This window comes from Desulfitibacter alkalitolerans DSM 16504 (assembly GCF_000620305.1).
Lineage (GTDB): Bacteria > Bacillota > DSM-16504 > Desulfitibacterales > Desulfitibacteraceae > Desulfitibacter > Desulfitibacter alkalitolerans.
The window spans coordinates 1-18,066 of the sequence record NZ_JHVU01000027.1 but is presented as its reverse complement, the minus strand read 5'-3'; the positions used below and the strand labels follow the sequence as shown (position 1 = coordinate 18,066).

The following is an 18,066-nucleotide window of genomic DNA, read 5'->3' as shown; positions in this document are numbered from 1 at the left end:
GATGCCTTTTAGTAAGGACACCAACTTTTTACATATCCATTATTTGTTTGTATACTCCTTCGGAGAAACCCCAACATAGTTTTTAAAGGCTCTGCTAAAATAGTTAGGATCTGTATATCCCACTGCAAAAGCAGCCTCTTGAACTGTTTTCTTCTCCACCCTCATCAGGTGTTTAGCTCTATTAATTCTAACCTTGATTAAATACTCCTTAAAGTTTATACCTTCTACCTTTTTAAAACATTTACTTAGATAAAAAGAGCTTATGCCAATATAATCTGCTACTTGATTTAGCGACAGGCTGCTGTCTGCATAATTGTCATCAATATATTCCTTGACCACATGAATTACCTGCTGTGTCCGATCCTTTTTATGTTCAGTAATCGTTAAAACCATATCGCTAAGGAGTTTTTCGAAATAAATTATCATCTCTTTAGAATCTGTTAGATTATCAATTTCACCATGAATAATTTCAACATCTTTTAATTTGAAACCATGTCCGAAAAACTGGTTAATGTTTCTATCAATTAATACTGTCAACTGCTTAACATAGTTATTTATATTTAAATTTGGTAGGCCCTTACAATAATAAAATAACTCTTTAAAGACCTTAATGGCTCCATCTAGATCCTGGTTAATTATGCTCTCGCATAAATGTAATTCCTTTTCGTAGATAAAGGACCTGTTTTTATCAGCACTACCTTTAGTGAGCTTGATATCAAGATATTCTCTCGCTTGGGCATAGGATAAATGCATCTCAGAAAAGCTGGAGGAAACAGAACCTAGGCCAATACTAATCGTAAGTTCATAGTTTTGCTTTAGATATAATTCAAGGCTACTAACTGCATCTTTAAATGGGCCACTGTTGATGGCAGTATTTATTTGGTCACCATATAGCACTAAAACCATGTCCTTGTAAAAGCTAAAGCCTATTAGTCCCTTTGCATAAGACTTCAGATGGTCTTTAGCTGCCCTTAGTAGTTTATCATTCTGTAGGCTGTGGTCAGTTTCAGTTCTAATGATCATGCAAGCTGCCGTTTCATCCTGAATGTTTAACATGCTTTTATACATTTCGATTTTACCTTGTGTCAAGTTAGCTCCATGAATGATGTCTAAGATTATTTCCTTTTCTATGAAGAACCTGAGACTTTTTACCTGTTTTTGGAGTTCCTTATTTTTAAGCCGTTGACTCTTTTTCGTTCTAATCTCTTGAATAATTTTATCCATTGCTTCACAGAGCTTTTCATCCGAGTATGGTTTGACCAAATAATCGCTTATTCCGATTCCTATGGCTTTTTTAGCATAGTCAAAATAGCTGTATGCCGTTAGAATAAGTATCTCAACATCTGGATGGTTGGCCTTAATCATTTCTGAAGCCTGCAGTCCGTCCATTAATGGCATCTGGATGTCCATTAGAATAATGTCCGGTTTTAATTCTACAGCAAGCTCATGGGCATGTTTTCCATCTGCTGCCTCACCAACAATCTCTATCTCCCCTTGATAATACTTGGATATAAGAAACCTTAGAGATTTTCTCTCAATAAGCTCGTCTTCTGCAATGAGCAGTCTAAGCATCAGTCAACACCTCCCCTTCTAATGGTACCTTAATCGTAACTGTTGTGCCTTGTCCTGGGCTGCTCTTGATATCAAAAAGGTTTTGTTGTTCAAAATGCAGTTCTAGTCTATTTTTTACGTTTACAATACCAATGCTCGTCCTGCTATCGGACTTGTCTTCAGATGGATTGCCGGCTAAAATATTCTCTAGGTCACCAGGGGCTATTCCTACTCCATTGTCAGTTACGGAAATTGTAACATATCCTTGTATATTATTTACATCAATACTAATCATTCCATCCTTATTGGTATCCCTTAAACCATGTTTGACGGCATTTTCAACAATTGGCTGCAATATCATGGGAGGGATGGTAACATGGCTTACGTCACCGTTTATATTCAAAGATAAGGACATCCTGTCCTGGTATCTCATTTCCTGAATATAAGTATAGGCCCTAACCACATCCAGCTCTTTTTCTAGGGGTACCACCTTTCCTTTATTCTCTAGATTATAGCGAACTATCTCTGAAATAGCTTCAATTAACTTGATAGTGGTAGCATTGTCCTCAAACATGGCCATTCTGCTTATCATGTTTAGCGTATTGAAAAGAAAATGGGGGTTCATCTGCATCTGCAGTGTCAATAGCTGCGCTTCCTTCAGCAACTTGCTTTTTTCAATATTATTGAGCTTTTCTTCATTTAATTGTAATTCTATCTCTACTTTTTCATGTAGTTCATGGATATATGATTTAATATCCTTTTTCATGTTGTTAAAGGCAGTTGCTAAGGTGTTTAATTCTTCATAATTGCTTGATTTAATGTCGGGCACATCAAAGTTCCCATGGGACAGCTGCCTTGCACTAGAAGATAACCTGCTTAATGTTGATGTGATATCCAAAGTGAGAATCACAGACAGCATTATGGCCATGGTACTAAAAGTAAGGATTACAGCAAAAATTCTATTGGTGTTTTCCTGAGACCTCTCTAATATCTCACTATACTGAGAACTGCTCAATTCCAGGTAAGATATAGCTAATTCCTGTGCCTGCTTGTCCATGAATGAATATAATGTCCTTAGATAAGATATTTTTGAGTACACTTCTGGCTTAAGTTCTTCATAGCCTATCAATTCCTCAGCTAATTCCTGCTGCAGCTCATGCATGTTACTTAAAGTACGGAAGTAGAATAGATTTTTGTTATCGTCTCCTATTTCGCTGCGGATTCCCCCTAAGGTATGTGTAATTCTAATATTGCTGGTGTTGTAATCAAACCAGTCGTTCATATTCCTGCTTCTTAGATATTTTTCTAAGCTCTCCTCCGCTCTTTTAATCTCCATTGATAAAAGGTTCATGCTTGTGTTATTACTTATGAAGCGATTAAATTCCTTGGCTATGACTTGTTGGTTATACATAGACACACCCAAGCCAAATATTATTGTTAAGACAATGATTAATAAGATTATTACCAGTCTAAATTTAATTGATTTATTTACAAAAAAGCTGATTTTCATCCACTAGCCCTCATTATTTACACATATATTTACAAAATAATTCTGTATATGCAGTATAAAATCCTTCTAGTATTGAAAGAGACTCTAAAACCATAACTTGCTACCTAATCACTATAATGGAAAACACCCAGAAAAGCCCTGGGTGTTTAGCCGTTATACTATTATATTTTGAGGGAGGAGGTTTTTTCTAATAATTTATCCTATCTACATGTCTTTTCAAGAGTTTCCCATATACCATTGAGGTAGACTGCACCTAGTGCTCTGTCATAGAGCCCATAGCCTGGGCGTCCTTTTTCACCCCAGATCATTCTACCATGATCCGGACGAACATAACCATCAAAGCCAACGTCATGATATGCTTTCATTATTTCAACCATGTCAAGGGAACCATCTGAGCTTTTGTGGGAGGCTTCTTCAAAACACTTATCACCAGTTATTTTCACATTTCTCACATGGGCAAAATGAATTTTACCCTTTGCTCCAAAATGACGTATTATAGCAGGAATATCATTATCAAAAGATACACCTAGGGATCCCGAGCACAATGTAAGTCCATTGCAAGGGCTGTCTACTAGATTGATGAATCTTTCCAGGTTTTCCTTGCTGGTTATTATCCTTGGTAGACCAAAAATTGACCATGGGGGATCGTCTGGATGAATAGCCATTTTAATGTTGACCTCTTCAGCTGTTTTAATAATACGTTCTAAAAAATACTTTAAATTAGCCCAAAGGTCTTCTTCTGATATGGATTGGTACTTCTCAAGAACGGCTTGAATGCTCTCCCTTGTATAGCTGGTATCCCAACCAGGTAGATTTAAGTCTCCTGTGGCAGGATTCATCCTCTTTACATCTTCTTCATCATATATTAGAACTGATGAACCATCTGCAAGCTCATAATCAAGCTGGGATCTAGTCCAGTCAAAAACCGGCATGAAGTTATAGCACACAACTTTAATTCCTGCCCTTGAGAGATTTCTTAATGTCTGGCCGTAATTTTCAATAAGTCGATTCCGTGATGGCAAGCCCATTTTAATGTCTTCATGCACCGGAACGCTTTCAATTACTTCTAATGCCAGACCATGTTTTTCTACCTTATCTTTAAGTGCTTTTATTTTATCAAGGGGCCATACCTCTCCAACAGGCACATCATACACAGCTGATACAATACCATACATTCCAGGAATCTGCCTGATGTACTCCAATGGCACCTGATCGTCATCTCCATACCACCTAAAGGTCATTTTCATTGTCCTTCTCACCTCTCTAATCAACTAATTTTTTCTAACATTTATCCAAATGTTTCCGAAGTGTTTCTCTGACGGAATTTTTACCTGCTATCATTTCCTTGAAGTATTCCTCAATCTTTTCTCCCAAACCAACTTCGTATAGATTTAATCCAAATAAAGCTTCATTTGAAAGAACATGTCGCAGCTTCTCTCCAACAGTTTCCACATGGCCTAATTTGATTTCTGCAGTATATGCCCTTAACTCTTCTGCCATTGGATCAGGACTAAGCTCCATTTCCTTGCCCTCATCATCAAGGCCTAATAGATATCTACACCATCCAGCAATCACAAGGGGGATATATTTGAGTTCTGCAGGTTCTAAATCATCTCTATCACGGTAAGCCTTTATTGTTTCCCCAAATCTTATAGCCATCTTCTGTGAGGTGTCAGTAATTATCCTCTGCGGTGTATCTGGAATATATGGATTGGGAAATCTCTCTTCTATTACTTCTTTAATAAATTCCTTGGGACTAAATATACCTGGAACTATTACAACCGGCAGGCCTTCATCATACCCAACTCCTTCAACCAACCTTTTCAAACAGCTATCTTTCATTTCATCTGCTATAAGCTTATACCCTAGTAAGCAGCCAAATACTGCTAGTGTTGTATGAAGTGGATTAAGGCATGTACAGACCTTCATCTTTTCTACTTTGTCTACTGTGTCTCTATCTGTAAAAAAAACCCCAACTAGCTCCAGGGGCATTCGCCCATTTGGAAAATTGTCTTCTATAACCAGGTATTCCGGACCTTCAGCATTAACAAAGGGAGCTATAAAGGTATTCTTATCTGTACAAACAATTTCTGTGTCCGTAAAACCAATAGAATCCAGATATGCTTTTACACTCTCAGATGGTCTAGGTGTAATCTTATCAATCATGGACCATGGGAAAGCAACTTTACTTGGGTCATCAATGTATGCAAGAAATCCCCTTTCAATTAAGCCATTTTTTACCCACTCATCTGCAATGGTTTTGAGTGATTTATGAAGAATATCACCGTTATGGGAACAATTATCCATGCTGACAAAGGCAATGGGGAGCTCTCCATTTTTGTATCTAATGTATGCAAGAGAAACAATCTTGGACATTATATGTGTTGGATTTTCGGGGCCGTTAACAATATCTCTTTGAACATCTTCAAAAAATTCATCTGATGCATCTTTTAAGCTATAACCCTTTTCAGTTATAGTTAAGCTGGCCATCTGCAGTGATGGTTTTTTAAAAATCTCTTTTAGCTTAGACCAGTCACTTTTTCTGTTAACATCTGCTGCCAGTGTATCGGCTATACTCCCAACTACCGTCTTCTCTAATATACCATTACCATTCATAATAACCAGCAGGCCAAGGTTGTCATGAGGTTTATAGATTTTATCAATAATTTCATAATCGTATGCCTCTACTGCAATAATTCCTGTATTGTCCATGCCCATGTTTAGAACTTTTTGCTGCAGCATGGCAATAAATCCTCTAAAAATATTACCTGCTCCAAAGTGCACCCATTTTGGGTTTTCCATTGTTTCAACTACCATCTTTTCATAATCAAATTTTGGCAGTTCTATTTCTGCTTCAGTCCATGGTTCCCTTTCTTTTAAACTCTCTATGCTCAATTTCAATGTCAAGCCAAATTCCTCCCAGCCAAAAAAACGTTTGCTCAATCAATATTAATAGTTAAATATATTAATCTTTAAACTTGCTAAGCAGTAAATTTTGCGTCTATGAAATCCCAAAAATTTTTATTGAAAAGAGCATCAATGTCTCTTTTAATATCTTCCTCTGTTACTTCCCAATTACTTTTTACCAGATACGAATACTTTTCCAGGAGAACATTGGCTATGATTTGTCTGGAATGCTCCCATTTATAAATTAGCTGCTCAAGAACCCTTACATCTGAATGCTGGGGGATAAAGGATGCTCCAAGAAGTTCTATACGCATTTTTGTAATTTCCTCAACAATGCTGGGGATATTGGTAAACCACCAGCAGCCAAACACCATTAGGTTTCTAAATTTTCTAGCTGTTACAGCTAATTCATGCTGGTTTTCTCTTGAGAGCATTGTTACCATAAATTTATTTTTAGGATAGTTTTTGCATAAATACTCTACGGGTTTGATAGATGCTTTGCCTAGAGAATCTGCGGCTAATTCAAGTTTGCTGTTAACCCCCCTTTTGACTCCTATCATCAATGCCATTGGGATATTAAGCTCTGCGCAAACTGGCATTACACATTTTTTAATTATATGGGTCCTAGTAGACTTATCCTCCATAATAAAATCTGGAGGCAGAGATACGGCCATATATAGTGCCTGAATTTTTGTGGCCCATTCAAATAAAAATCTTTTAATTTCTTCCAGGCTTTCTGTGCTTAAATCCAGCTCAACATTATAACCCATCCCTTTCAGGTCTTTATATGTTTCTTGATAGTTATTAAGCAAAGGATCAATTCTTAAAGCTGCTTTAAACCTTGAATCGCTATTGCCTGTTTTATTCCAGATGCTGGCTTCTTCTTTATCAAAGGGGTCGTTTGTCATCACCACACACCTTACTCCAGCAAGGTCAAACACCCTGGTTAAGTATTCATTTATATTCATGGACTTAAAGTATGCTCTTAGATAATCTATATCCTTAGATGATACATCTAACCCCAGTTTATCAAGTACTGTTATAACACCCCTTTGGGCTTCGCTAATTGGCGAGCGATTTACAAAGAGCTCCTGCCATATTAAGTTCGCCTGTTCCTCTTTAGAAAGCTTAAAAAACCTTCCATAGTCCATGTCAGACACTCTGAAGTACTCTGCAAGCACATAATGATATGTCAGTAATTCATCTATACCCCATAAAAAAAGCCCTTTAAAGTCTGCTGAATAAATGTGGGTATGGATATCTGTAACTTTTATTTCGGATATTTCTTTATTTAAAATGTTTCTTAATTGACTTAAATCTGTAATTCTCACTTAAGGATCCCCCTTAGTCCATTAGTAGTCCACCATTTATCTCTATTACTTCACCTGTAATATGATTAGCGTAATCAGAAGCTAAGAATAAAGCTGCTCAATTATCTCAGTGAAGTCACGTGCTATTGATAAAAATTAACTTTTAGCAGCATCGATTAAAGCAGAAATATTACCTCCGGGAGTACCTGGTGAAGTACCTCCCCCAGCAGACAGAATAAGACCCTTTTCCCCATGAGACTTAATTATTTCTTGTGCCGCATCCTTTACTGTATTATAGTCCCCTTTAGTTAGGACGTCTAAAGGCGCTACATTCCCCAGTAAACAAACTTTATCACCAACTAATTCCCTAACCTTGCACACATCCCTTAAATGGGTGAAATTAAAAATATTAACCTTTAAGTCTTCTAGATATGGCATGAATACTATATTATCAGTATCGTTATGGTACATCTTGATGCAATTTGGAAATGCCTCAAAAATCTCCTTCATATATGGGTGAGCAAATTCCAAATAATCTTCCTTTGAGAGAAAACCAACAATGTCATCTAAAACCATAATGCCTTCTACTTCACTTAAGATCTCAGCTTGTGCTTGTAACCATTCCTTTACTGTCTTTGTAGTTATTTTAATAAACTTATGTGTATTTTCAGGATCTGTTTTTAACCCAATTAAAAAGTTGGTCAATCCCATAAGATGCGATGCAAGTGTTAAAGGTCCCCTGGCAGCTACAGTTTTAATACAATAGCCTTTATCCTTAACCTTTGGCTCAATATTTTTATAAATTGAAAGCACAAAGGGCATTAACCCATCTGTTTTAGGATTTGGAATTTTAAGCTTGCTCACTTCTTCTGTAGAAGCAATAATGTGATTAATGTTTGGTGTGGTGCTTTCAAAGAACTCTATTTTACAGCCAAAGGCGGAGGGTTCCAAGGCCATACCGTACTCAACCCAGAATCCAGGCAAGAAAATTACTTCTGGAAAATCGTTAATAACCTTGATATTTGCATTAAGCCATTTATCTGTCATGGTAAAATAGTCTATTGTAGGCATATTAACATGCCCTGGTATCCAAGGGCTGTCAACTATTAAACCTACTGGTACTTCCTGCATTTCCTCCATATTTGCACATTTTTTAAGTATTTCCCATTGGGAATGGTTCATTGAGGGTTCCTCCCTATTTATTAATAAGCAAACTCGCACTATTGATATCAGTATAAAGCTTAGCATTATCATGAGTTCTTAAAATACTAGCCGGGCATTCTTCTGTAATATCACCGTTTATTGCATTGAATACAGCTTCCGCTTTTCTTTTATCAGGAACCATACAGAAAATGTATTTTGCAGCCATTAGCGCTGGGATAGTCAAGGTAATAGCCTTATTAGGCACCTCATTAATATTTTTAAAGCTACCATCATTTACTTGCTGTTTTCTACATTTTTCATCGGGTTCAATTACTTTGACCAGCTTACCATCATCAAACAAAGCAACATGAGGATCATTAAAAGCTATATGGCCATTTTCACCAATACCCATACAAACTATATCCACCGGAAAATCCATTAAAAGCTTTGAATACTTGTCACATTCAGCTTGAATATCATCTGCTGAACCATTTATATAATTAACTGATTTAAACTGTACTTTACTTACCAACCTTTCCTCAAGATAGTGAGCTAAACGCTGTGGTGAGTCAGGTGTTAACCCAACATACTCATCCATATGAAATGCATTTATGCGATCCCAATGAATTAACTTATTAGATACAAGTGAAGCAATAAATTCATTTTGTGAAGGTGCTGCACCGAAAATAACATTTATATTCTCATTTTCTTTAAGTAATTCTCTTATGATTTTTCCACAATCTTTAGCTGCTTCTATACCCAAGTTCATTCTATCATTGAATACTTTTATCTCTAACTTATCTACTTTCATGTCAGTAATCTTATTCAATTTGAAGTCTCTCCCTAGTTTTATCATTGTTATATTTTGTCTATTATTTATCAGTATTTACCTTCCCTTTTTGCCACTTCAATTACCGTTTTAATGTTTTCTATAGGAGTATCTTTTTCCAGATAATCTGAACAAGCAAAAATATACTTTCCTCCAGGTTTTCCTATATTAATAATCCTAGTTACTTCTCTATCTATTTCTTCCAGTGAGGCTTTTTTTAAAAAGTTAACCTGATCAAGATTTCCTGATAAGATAACCCTATCTCCAATTAAACGCTTAGCTTCAGCTAGACTATTATCACCCTGAGGTGGTCCAGCAACAGTTTCCCAAATATCTATGCCCATTTCTGCGTAAGATTTCTGAAGAATTTTTGCTTTTCCACAGTTATGGTAGAGGGCATATTTACCAGCATTCTTAATCACATCTACAACTTGTTTTTCATAAGGAAGAATAAAACTTTTAAAATATTCTTCTCCTATCAATGCCGAGTTTGCAATATTACCTTGAACTCCTAAACAGTCAAATTCTGTTTCAGATAAACACTCATAGTTTTTAACAATTAATTGAGTCATTTTCCCCATATAAGCTTCATAGAAGTCTTTATTTACGTAAGGATCAATCATTAGCTTTTCTAAACTTCTATAAGTTGAAGCCATGTTATATACCCCACCAAAGCCCCATGGTGCAGATATCCCGGTATCACCTATCACTTTTTTTACATGAATTCCATGTTCCTTCATTTCCTTAATGCTTTCATCATCTATATCTGGAACATATTTGTGGAATATCTCTAAGTCTCTTTCATCATCAATCAAATACTCCAATGTAGATGGATGTGTTCCTGCAGCTATTTTTTCATCATAGGGCGTTCCCTCAACCTGTTTCAGAGTTCCTTTAGGGGTTCTTATAAGTACTGTACTATACATAATTCCATTGCTAATTTGATTTTTCTTTTCCACTTCCCAGTTTGCATAAGTTTTTTTAAGGAAGTAAGGTACAGTAAATTCTAAACCCCGTGTGATAATATCAAATCCTAGTATTCTTGCACATTCACTACCGTCTATAACACGATCAACTTTACTTTTTGTAGGAAAGAAATATGATAAAAACTCTTCCTGTACAAAAAGCCCTATAGGAACTCTATCAGGAATAGAACCTTGTAAAACACATAAAAGTCTTTCACGTCCTGTCATTATAACCTCCACCTATTCTAAGACTTGATGAAATCATCTTGCCATGCTGCTATGGAAGATCCCACATGTACTCTACCTTTAAAATCCACATTCATGGAAAGTGCTCTTTCCACCTCATCGTGTTTTAGGCCAATTATCATAATTCCTTTGTCAATGGTATTTTGGTATATAATATCCATGTTATTGCATTCTGGTTGAGACATATTGATTGCATGAACTCCACGCATTTGATGGAGCAGATGGATATAATGATCACCTCTACCGCAAAAATGTATTACACCGCCATCAAACTCATCTAGAATTTTTTGATCATAAGGTCGTATAAATTCATTAAACATCTCAGGTGATATATTCATGGCATCGTCATTACGTATCACAACTTTACCTTTATGCAGCATAGACCAGTTAACGCAGTAACCCTCTATTGCAGGGGGAACTGCTTTGAACCATTGGTTAGTAAATTCAATAAAAGTCTCAGTGGCTAGGCTTAGCATTTCATGGGCAAGGTCAGCATCATAACATAAATCAAGATACAATTCACTTCCCCATAAACTTTGACAAACAGCCATTGGGCCTTGTGTATCAGGAGCATATATGTTAATATATGCTCCTATTCTAGGATATTGCTGTCCTATCTCTATAAACCTCTCGGCTACCTCAAATACTTTTTTACCTAAATAATTATTAATTGATGGAACACCTTTTTTTATGATTTTATTAATATCTGCTTTTCCATTAGGCAGTTTCTTAGAAGCCGGCAAGGTGTCATATTCATAAGGCATTAAAAAGGTTTCTGCGCCAAATAAAGATGGAATTATTCCAGTGCCAAAGTTGCATCTTACGCTCAATAATTCTCCATTACCTTCCGAAAGTGATTTTGAGCAAAGAGCATACTGTTGTAAGACCATATTATCAATATCATCCAGGGTGTCGTTTACCATGATATGAGGCCACTCTATAGCTGAAATAAAAGTTTTTTTGCGAGTCGGAGCAAATACTTTTCCAGAAAAATTCCCATCTACAAAATCCTTCCACTGTTGAATAAGATCATTTTCTATTTCTTCATCTATTCGATCTTCTAGATCCTTTAGAAACACCTCTAGCTTATACAAGATTATCACTCCATGATTTATATATTTATAATTTAAGCTGTACAATCACACTTTTACCTAGAATAAAAGATTGGGTAAGAATAAAACAACCTGTGGAAAAAAAATTAAAAATGTCACCAAAATTAAAATGGCTGCAATAAAGGGCAAAGCCTCTTTCACATAATGCTCAGTGGGACATCCCAGTATTGAACAGACTGTATACATTGCAACCCCAACTGGAGGAGTCATTGCCCCCATGGTAACAATGGTCATCATAAGAATTCCAAAGTGTACTGGATCAACTCCTACAGATTTCACAATAGGTAAAAAGATGGGTGTAAACAGCAAAGTAGTAACTGTACTCTCCATAATCAGTCCTGTGATAAATAAAAATCCTAATACAATAAACAATAGAATAATGGGATCTGTAGTTATACCCTTAATTAAATGAGCCATAGTTTGGGGCAAACCATCATAGGCTGATAGATATCCAAATATGGATGCAGCAGTAATGATAAGTAATATCATACCATTGTCAGTTACACTCTTATCCACAACATCTTTAAAGTTTTCCCAAGTTAATTCCTTATATATAAACCTTCCTACAATGAAGGCATATACTACAGCAAATGCCCCAGCCTCTGATGGCGTGAAGATTCCAAACCTTATTCCTACAATCAAAATGATTGGAAATATGAGTGCCCAAATGCTTTCTCTAAGACTAGATTTAAACTCACTAAAGGAGGCTCTTTTTATCCTTTCTCCACGGTAGCCCCTTTTTTTAGCTATTATATAAGCTGGTACCATAAGGAATAATGTCATTAATACACCAGGGATAATTCCAGCTAAAAACAGCCTGCCAATAGATACCTCACCAACAAAGCCATAAATTATTAGCCCAAGACTAGGTGGTATTGTAGCAGTAATAAGAGCACTAAGAGCAATTACACCTGCTGAGTAACCCTTGGTATAACCCCTTTGAATCATCGAAGGCCCCAGAAATCTTGCCTGCATAGCAGCATCTGCTACTGCCGAACCAGAGATCCCTCCCATTAAAGCACTTAAAACTATACTTACGTGCGCTAGACCACCCACAAGGTGTCCTGTTAAGATGTTTGCGAACCCAACCAGTCTCCTAGTAATCCCCGTAGCATTCATGAGATTTCCTGCTAAAACAAAAAATGGTATAGCCAGCAAAGGAAATGACTGGGTAGCAGTAACCATTCGTTGAACTGCTATGCTATAAGGCAAGCTAGTTTCCACTACAAAATAAGTAATACTCGATATCGCAATTGCAAAGCCAAGAGGCATATTAAATAGAAGCAATATAAAAAACGTAATTGCTATTAGTAACATTTTTTCACACTCCAGTAATTACATAGAAATACCCTAAAATCTTTCTATTTTTGGAATCCCTGGGAACAATGGTTATCCCCAGGGATATATTATTTTTTGCTAATTAAACCTTTAATTTTACTAATCACTGTTTTTAACATTAATAGAGATCCTATTGAGACACTTATAGTAACCAAGGAATAGCTTAGGGGTAAGGAATTTAATACTCGTTCCTTATTGTCAAGACTCAATTTAACTCCAAATACAACAATTACAATAAGAAACAGACCTATTAAAATATAATGAAAAAGACTAATATATTTTTGATATTTAATAGGTAGATTTCTAGTAAAAAAATCCACTCCTATGTGAGAATCTCTTCTTAAAGCCTGGCTGGCAGCCATAAATGCAAACCATGCAAAAAGCAATTGTGCCATATCTACAGACCATGGAATAGGATAACCAGCAGATCTCATAACTGCCGCAAAAAATACAAGGATAACAATTCCCACCAGTAAAACCTTTGCAATTAGCTCCTCAGTTATGACAAGTTTTTTGAAAAACTGCATTTGAAATACACCTTCTCTAGTCTTATAAAAATTATCTTCCTAAAACCGCATTGAATTCTGCTTGCAGTTCTCTAAATCCAGGAAACTGATCATAAACTACATCTGCGGCCTCTTTAAAGGGAGTTAAGTCTATTTCATCAATAGTTACACCTTCTGCCTCCATTAACTCTTCAAGCTTATCTAAGTTTTCAATAACTTTATAAGATGCCCATTTTCCAGCCTCATAGCTTTCTTCATAAAGTATTTGCTGAAACTCCTCTGGAAGGGTTTGGAACCAATTTTCACCAACTACAAGACCGGTTACTAACTGAAAGTGGCCTGTCTTTGTTATATAGTCGATATTTTCGTATAGTCTCATACCATATGTGCCAGGATGCTGAGCCTCTGCACCATCTATGACTCCTTGCTGCAAACCTGAATAAACTTCTCCCCATGCAAGGGCAGTAGGACTTGCCCCCATGGCTTCTACTGTTGCCTGCCACACAGGTGATCCAGTGGTTCTTATTCTTAGTCCCCTCAGATCATCCGGAGTTCTTACAGGTTTATTAGTTAGAAAATGACGAGCACCTTGATACCAGTTAAATGATAAAACTCTAAATCCACTTTTTGCTGCTAATTCCTCTTCCCATCCTTTCCATAAATCAGATGTCACTATTTTTAGTCCTTCTTCATAAGTATCAAATAAATATGGAGCATCTAGAATACCCATTTGTGGAACATATTGTGCTAAACGTCCTGCATCTGTTAAAGCACCAACGTCTGCTCCGGCCTTTGCTTGTTCCATAACATCACCTGTGTCTCCCAATTGAGAACTATGATATACTTCAATAATCAATCTGCCATCTGTACGTTCCTTTACCCTTTCAGCCATTTGGTATAAACCTTGAGTTAAGAAGTCCTGCTCATTTTGTACATAACCAACCTTCAATACATAAGTAGTTTCATCTACTCCTGATCCTCCTTGATCGTTGGAAGAGCATGCCGCCACCAAACCCATAGTAAGTACTAATCCAATTACTATTATTAATCTCACTTTTTTCATGTAATAACCTCCACTGTATTTTTTTGCAACTTAAAACTCTTTTATGAACCTCAAGATTACAAGTTAAGTTTTTTACAACCACCCCCTAAGGTACAGTTAGAACACTCCTACAATGCCCAATCATAAGCTTCATCTAGAATAACACCACTACTTGGTGTAAACAGTTCTCTTATAGCCAGGGCACATGCACCGATAGCACCAGAGTTCTTTCCTAATAATGAAATTTCTACTTTTGTAGAAGAAGCTATTTCAGGGAAGGCATGACTCTTAATTTTATCTAAAATTGGTTCGAGCAGAATATCGTTTGCTGCTGATAATTTTCCTCCAATGAATATAACTTCAGGATTGTAAAGGTTTATTAGATTTGAAAGAGCTATTCCAATATGTTCTCCTGCCTGTCTAATTATTTCCCATGCATAGGTTCCCTTAATGTGAGAACATTTTAAAACATCATCTATAGTTACTTTTTTATTTTCTTCCCATAAGTCTTTTAAAGGATCGCTATTGTGCAGCAGAGTCAGCTCTGAATTTGCTTTTCTGATAAGTGCCGGTATACCGCAAATGCTTTCCAAACAACCCCTGTTACCACAATTACACAATGGTCCATTTTGTCTTATAAGAATATGGCCAATTTCTCCTGCATGACCTTGAAATCCATACACTATACGATCATCTAAGATAATTCCCGCACTAATGCCTTCACCTAGATTGATATAAACTAAATTACGGCTTTCTGTTCCTCCTCCAAACCATCTTTCGGCCAGGGCTGAGGCATTGGAGTTGTTTTCTATGAAAACTGGCAGCTTTAACTCCTGTTCCATTATGTTCTTTAGGGGAAAGTCATTCCAAAGCGGGCCTAGATTAACCGCCCTTTTTATAATACCTTCCTTACCCGCAATGAGGGCAGGAAAGGCTATGCCAACAGCAAGAACCTTTTTTTCTGACAACCCCTCAGATTTTAAAAATTCTTTCAATTTTAGAACAAGTTCCTGAACACCAACCCTAGGATCAACCATGTCTACTGAGAAGGTTTCAAAATATGTTGGGTCATTTTTCAGATCAGTAACTGCTACCTTGACCTCACTCATCATTATTTCCATGCCTATTACATAGCCTGCCTCGTGATTGAATTTTAACCTTATAGGTCTTCTGCCGCCCTTTGATTCTTCCACTCCTTCTTCAGTAACCAGGCCCAACTCTAAAAACTCTTTTATAATGTTGGTTATTGCAGGAGGTGTTAAACCTGTAATATCAGCCAGGTCTTTACGCGAAACAACTCCATATTCTTTTATTAATCCCAGCACATTCATTCTATTTAATTTTTTAACCTGCTTAACATTTTTGACTTGTTTAACATGTTTAATTATATCGGCGTTTTTATTCACTTTTCGTCACCACCTCTCCTTGTATTGCCTAGTATCCAGTCTGTTTTCTCGCAACTTAATTAATTAATTTAATTAACTATGTATATTCTGTAGAAATTTTGATTTTCCTTCTTTCTAATTAAATTTTTTTGAAAATTTAATTAGACACTAAAATACCCGGGATTTAACCCGGGCATTTTGGTTACTGTATTTTATTATTGAATGGTAAGTTAAAGGGCCTTAGTTACCCCTTTGTAAATAACTCCTCTTGGAGTATCTATTGTTACAGTTAAATCATCCTCTAGTATCTTCATGGCATCAGATACTCCCACTATTACTGGAATGCCTAAGCTTATTCCAACCACTGCTGCATGTGAGGTAAGGCCGCCTTCTTCAGTAATGATTGCTGCAGCCTTTTCCATGGCTTTTATATAATCCTTATCAGTACCATAGGCCACCAGTATGGCTCCTTTAGTAACCTTATCCAATGCTTCATCCGCATCTTTTGCTATTTTCAGTTTTCCTGTAACTACTTGACTGCCAATACCCATTCCCCTGGCTGCAGCCTCTCCAACTATGTGTACTTTTAACAGGTTAGTTGTTCCAGGCACTCCAACAGGCACACCGGTGGTTATGATAACCAAATCTCCTAGATATATTTTTTCTTCCTCCAAGGATCTTTGCACTGCTTGTGCTATCATTTCATCTGTACCTTTAGTTTCATTTGTGATAACGGGCTGTACACCCCAAACTAAGGACATTTTCCTTGCAACTCTTTGATCTGGTGTTGCTGCGATAATTTTGGATTTTGGCCTGTACTTAGATATCATCCTTGCAGTTGAACCAGAGGTAGTTGGTGTTATGATAGCTGAAGCATCTAGTTCTAGAGCTATATTGCATGAGGAAAAGCTGATTGCGTCTGCTACAGTCTTTTGAGGCAGCAGCTGTTTTTTACCAAGAAGTTCTTCATACTTTAGGGCTGTTTCTGTTCTTTTAGCTATCTTGGCCATTGTTTGTACTGACTGCAGTGGATATTTACCTGCAGCTGTTTCTCCTGACAGCATGATTGCGTCTGTTCCATCAAATATGGCATTTGCCACATCGTTTGCTTCGGCTCTGGTTGGCCTTGGGTTTCTAATCATGGAATCTAGCATTTGGGTAGCTGTTATAACTGGTTTTCCAAGCCGGTTGCATTTTTCTATAAGCATTTTCTGGACAAGGGGTACTTCTTCAGAGGGTATTTCCACTCCAAGATCCCCTCTAGCTACCATTATTCCATCTGTTACTGCAAGAATCTCTTCTATGTTGTCTACGCCTTCTTGGTTTTCTATTTTTGAGATGATGTGTATATCTGCACCATTGTCTTCTAGTATCTTCCTTATTTCTAATACATCAGAGGCTGTTCTGATAAAGGAGGCTGCTATAAAGTCTACTTCCTGCTCTATTCCAAAATGTATGTCTGCTTTATCCTTTTCTGTGATAGCCGGCAGGTTAACCTGGACTCCTGGAACATTTACACCTTTACGATTTGAAAGCTCACCGCCATTTAGCACTTTGCAGTATATCTCAGTTCCTTCAACCTTTTCTACTTCCAGCTCAATTAGCCCGTCATCTAAAAGTATTTTGTTTGTGGGTTTAACGTCTCTGTAGAGTTCTTTATAGGTAATGGATATTCTTTCAGGTGTTCCCAGGATGTCTTCTGTGGTTAACATAATATGTTCATTTGTTTTTAAGAGTATTTTATCTGCCTCCATTAGGCCTGTCCTAATCTCAGGTCCCTTGGTATCTAACATGATTGCCACGTCTTTTCCAGCCTCTTTGGCAGCTTGTCTTACAAGCCTTATTCTATTAGCATGCTCCTCATGGGATCCATGGGAGAAGTTTAGTCTGGCTACTGTCATGCCTGCTTCTATCATTTGTGTTAATATCTCCACCTTTTCACTGGCAGGGCCTAAGGTGCAGACAATTTTTGTATGAATCATTTTCTTAATCCCTCCTTTTACAATGCTGCCTGGACGAGTCTTGATGTGTTATTTTACTGGAGTTGGGTGTTATTTTTTAAGATTATAAAAAACCTTCATACCTTTATACTGTGCCAGATAATCCAGCTCACCTTCAATTCTAAGGAGCTGGTTGTACTTGGCAACCCTGTCTGTCCTTGAGGGGGCTCCTGTTTTAATCTGTCCTGCATTTGTGGCCACTGCTATGTCAGCTATGGTGCT

Annotated in this window: 14 protein-coding genes and 1 pseudogene; all 15 read right to left on the bottom strand. The window is 36.9% G+C overall.

The genetic code is table 11. From position 1 onward, the window contains the following. Nucleotides 1-39 precede the first annotated feature (39 nt). On the bottom strand, nt 40-1,572 hold the full coding sequence (locus K364_RS0104355; RefSeq protein WP_028306999.1) for a response regulator: 1,533 nt from the start codon (nt 1,570-1,572) through the stop codon (nt 40-42). Continuing rightward, the gene (locus K364_RS0104350) at nt 1,565-3,061 is read right to left on the bottom strand and encodes a sensor histidine kinase (RefSeq protein WP_028306998.1); all 1,497 of its coding nucleotides are present in this window, start codon (nt 3,059-3,061) and stop codon (nt 1,565-1,567) included. Before K364_RS0104350 ends, K364_RS0104355 begins: the two co-directional genes overlap by 8 nt. A 200-nt stretch (nt 3,062-3,261) precedes the next feature. Beyond that, the gene (gene uxuA / locus K364_RS0104345) at nt 3,262-4,308 is read right to left on the bottom strand and encodes a mannonate dehydratase (RefSeq protein ID WP_028306997.1); all 1,047 of its coding nucleotides are present in this window, start codon (nt 4,306-4,308) and stop codon (nt 3,262-3,264) included. A gap of 34 nt (nt 4,309-4,342) precedes the next feature. Continuing rightward, nucleotides 4,343-5,968: a mannitol dehydrogenase family protein gene (locus K364_RS0104340; RefSeq protein WP_028306996.1), complete on the bottom strand. Its 1,626-nt coding sequence runs from the start codon at nt 5,966-5,968 to the stop codon at nt 4,343-4,345. Between the two features lie 74 nt (nt 5,969-6,042). After that, nucleotides 6,043-7,299, bottom strand: a complete 1,257-nt coding sequence (locus K364_RS0104335; RefSeq protein ID WP_028306995.1) for a glucuronate isomerase — start codon at nt 7,297-7,299, stop codon at nt 6,043-6,045. A gap of 135 nt (nt 7,300-7,434) precedes the next feature. After that, nucleotides 7,435-8,460, bottom strand: coding sequence for a uroporphyrinogen decarboxylase family protein (locus tag K364_RS0104330; protein ID WP_028306994.1), 1,026 nt, complete (start codon nt 8,458-8,460; stop codon nt 7,435-7,437). A 13-nt stretch (nt 8,461-8,473) separates the two neighbouring features. Beyond that, a complete protein-coding gene (locus K364_RS0104325) occupies nt 8,474-9,232 on the bottom strand; it encodes a glucosamine-6-phosphate deaminase (protein WP_207640829.1) in 759 nt (252 codons plus the stop codon). Between the two features lie 68 nt (nt 9,233-9,300). Beyond that, on the bottom strand, nt 9,301-10,443 hold the full coding sequence (locus K364_RS0104320; RefSeq protein ID WP_028306992.1) for a uroporphyrinogen decarboxylase family protein: 1,143 nt from the start codon (nt 10,441-10,443) through the stop codon (nt 9,301-9,303). A gap of 17 nt (nt 10,444-10,460) precedes the next feature. Continuing rightward, a complete protein-coding gene (locus K364_RS0104315; RefSeq protein WP_028306991.1) occupies nt 10,461-11,555 on the bottom strand; it encodes a uroporphyrinogen decarboxylase/cobalamine-independent methonine synthase family protein in 1,095 nt (364 codons plus the stop codon). A 57-nt stretch (nt 11,556-11,612) separates the two neighbouring features. Continuing rightward, complete coding sequence (locus tag K364_RS0104310; protein WP_028306990.1) at nt 11,613-12,890, bottom strand: TRAP transporter large permease; 1,278 nt, start codon at nt 12,888-12,890, stop codon at nt 11,613-11,615. An 89-nt stretch (nt 12,891-12,979) separates the two neighbouring features. Next, nucleotides 12,980-13,438: a TRAP transporter small permease gene (locus tag K364_RS0104305; RefSeq protein WP_028306989.1), complete on the bottom strand. Its 459-nt coding sequence runs from the start codon at nt 13,436-13,438 to the stop codon at nt 12,980-12,982. Between the two features lie 31 nt (nt 13,439-13,469). Continuing rightward, nucleotides 13,470-14,480: a C4-dicarboxylate TRAP transporter substrate-binding protein gene (locus tag K364_RS0104300; RefSeq protein ID WP_028306988.1), complete on the bottom strand. Its 1,011-nt coding sequence runs from the start codon at nt 14,478-14,480 to the stop codon at nt 13,470-13,472. A 107-nt stretch (nt 14,481-14,587) separates the two neighbouring features. Then, a complete protein-coding gene (locus tag K364_RS0104295; RefSeq protein WP_207640828.1) occupies nt 14,588-15,865 on the bottom strand; it encodes an ROK family transcriptional regulator in 1,278 nt (425 codons plus the stop codon). Between the two features lie 209 nt (nt 15,866-16,074). Continuing rightward, nucleotides 16,075-17,826: a pyruvate kinase gene (pyk, locus tag K364_RS0104290; protein ID WP_028306986.1), complete on the bottom strand. Its 1,752-nt coding sequence runs from the start codon at nt 17,824-17,826 to the stop codon at nt 16,075-16,077. A gap of 69 nt (nt 17,827-17,895) precedes the next feature. Then, nucleotides 17,896-18,066: pseudogene (gene eno / locus K364_RS26085) on the bottom strand (phosphopyruvate hydratase); the annotation flags it as partial.

Bases quoted from the DNA above. Each gene is read 5' to 3' on its own strand.
- K364_RS0104355 (WP_028306999.1), bottom strand. From the start codon at position 1,572: ATGCTTAGACTGCTCATTGCAGAAGACGAGCTTATTGAGAGAAAATCT.
- K364_RS0104350 (WP_028306998.1), bottom strand. From the start codon at position 3,061: ATGAAAATCAGCTTTTTTGTAAATAAATCAATTAAATTTAGACTGGTA.
- uxuA (WP_028306997.1), bottom strand. From the start codon at position 4,308: ATGAAAATGACCTTTAGGTGGTATGGAGATGACGATCAGGTGCCATTG.
- K364_RS0104330 (WP_028306994.1), bottom strand. From the start codon at position 8,460: ATGAACCATTCCCAATGGGAAATACTTAAAAAATGTGCAAATATGGAG.
- K364_RS0104325 (WP_207640829.1), bottom strand. From the start codon at position 9,232: ATGAAAGTAGATAAGTTAGAGATAAAAGTATTCAATGATAGAATGAAC.
- K364_RS0104320 (WP_028306992.1), bottom strand. From the start codon at position 10,443: ATGACAGGACGTGAAAGACTTTTATGTGTTTTACAAGGTTCTATTCCT.
- K364_RS0104310 (WP_028306990.1), bottom strand. From the start codon at position 12,890: ATGTTACTAATAGCAATTACGTTTTTTATATTGCTTCTATTTAATATG.
- K364_RS0104305 (WP_028306989.1), bottom strand. From the start codon at position 13,438: ATGCAGTTTTTCAAAAAACTTGTCATAACTGAGGAGCTAATTGCAAAG.
- K364_RS0104300 (WP_028306988.1), bottom strand. From the start codon at position 14,480: ATGAAAAAAGTGAGATTAATAATAGTAATTGGATTAGTACTTACTATG.
- pyk (WP_028306986.1), bottom strand. From the start codon at position 17,826: ATGATTCATACAAAAATTGTCTGCACCTTAGGCCCTGCCAGTGAAAAG.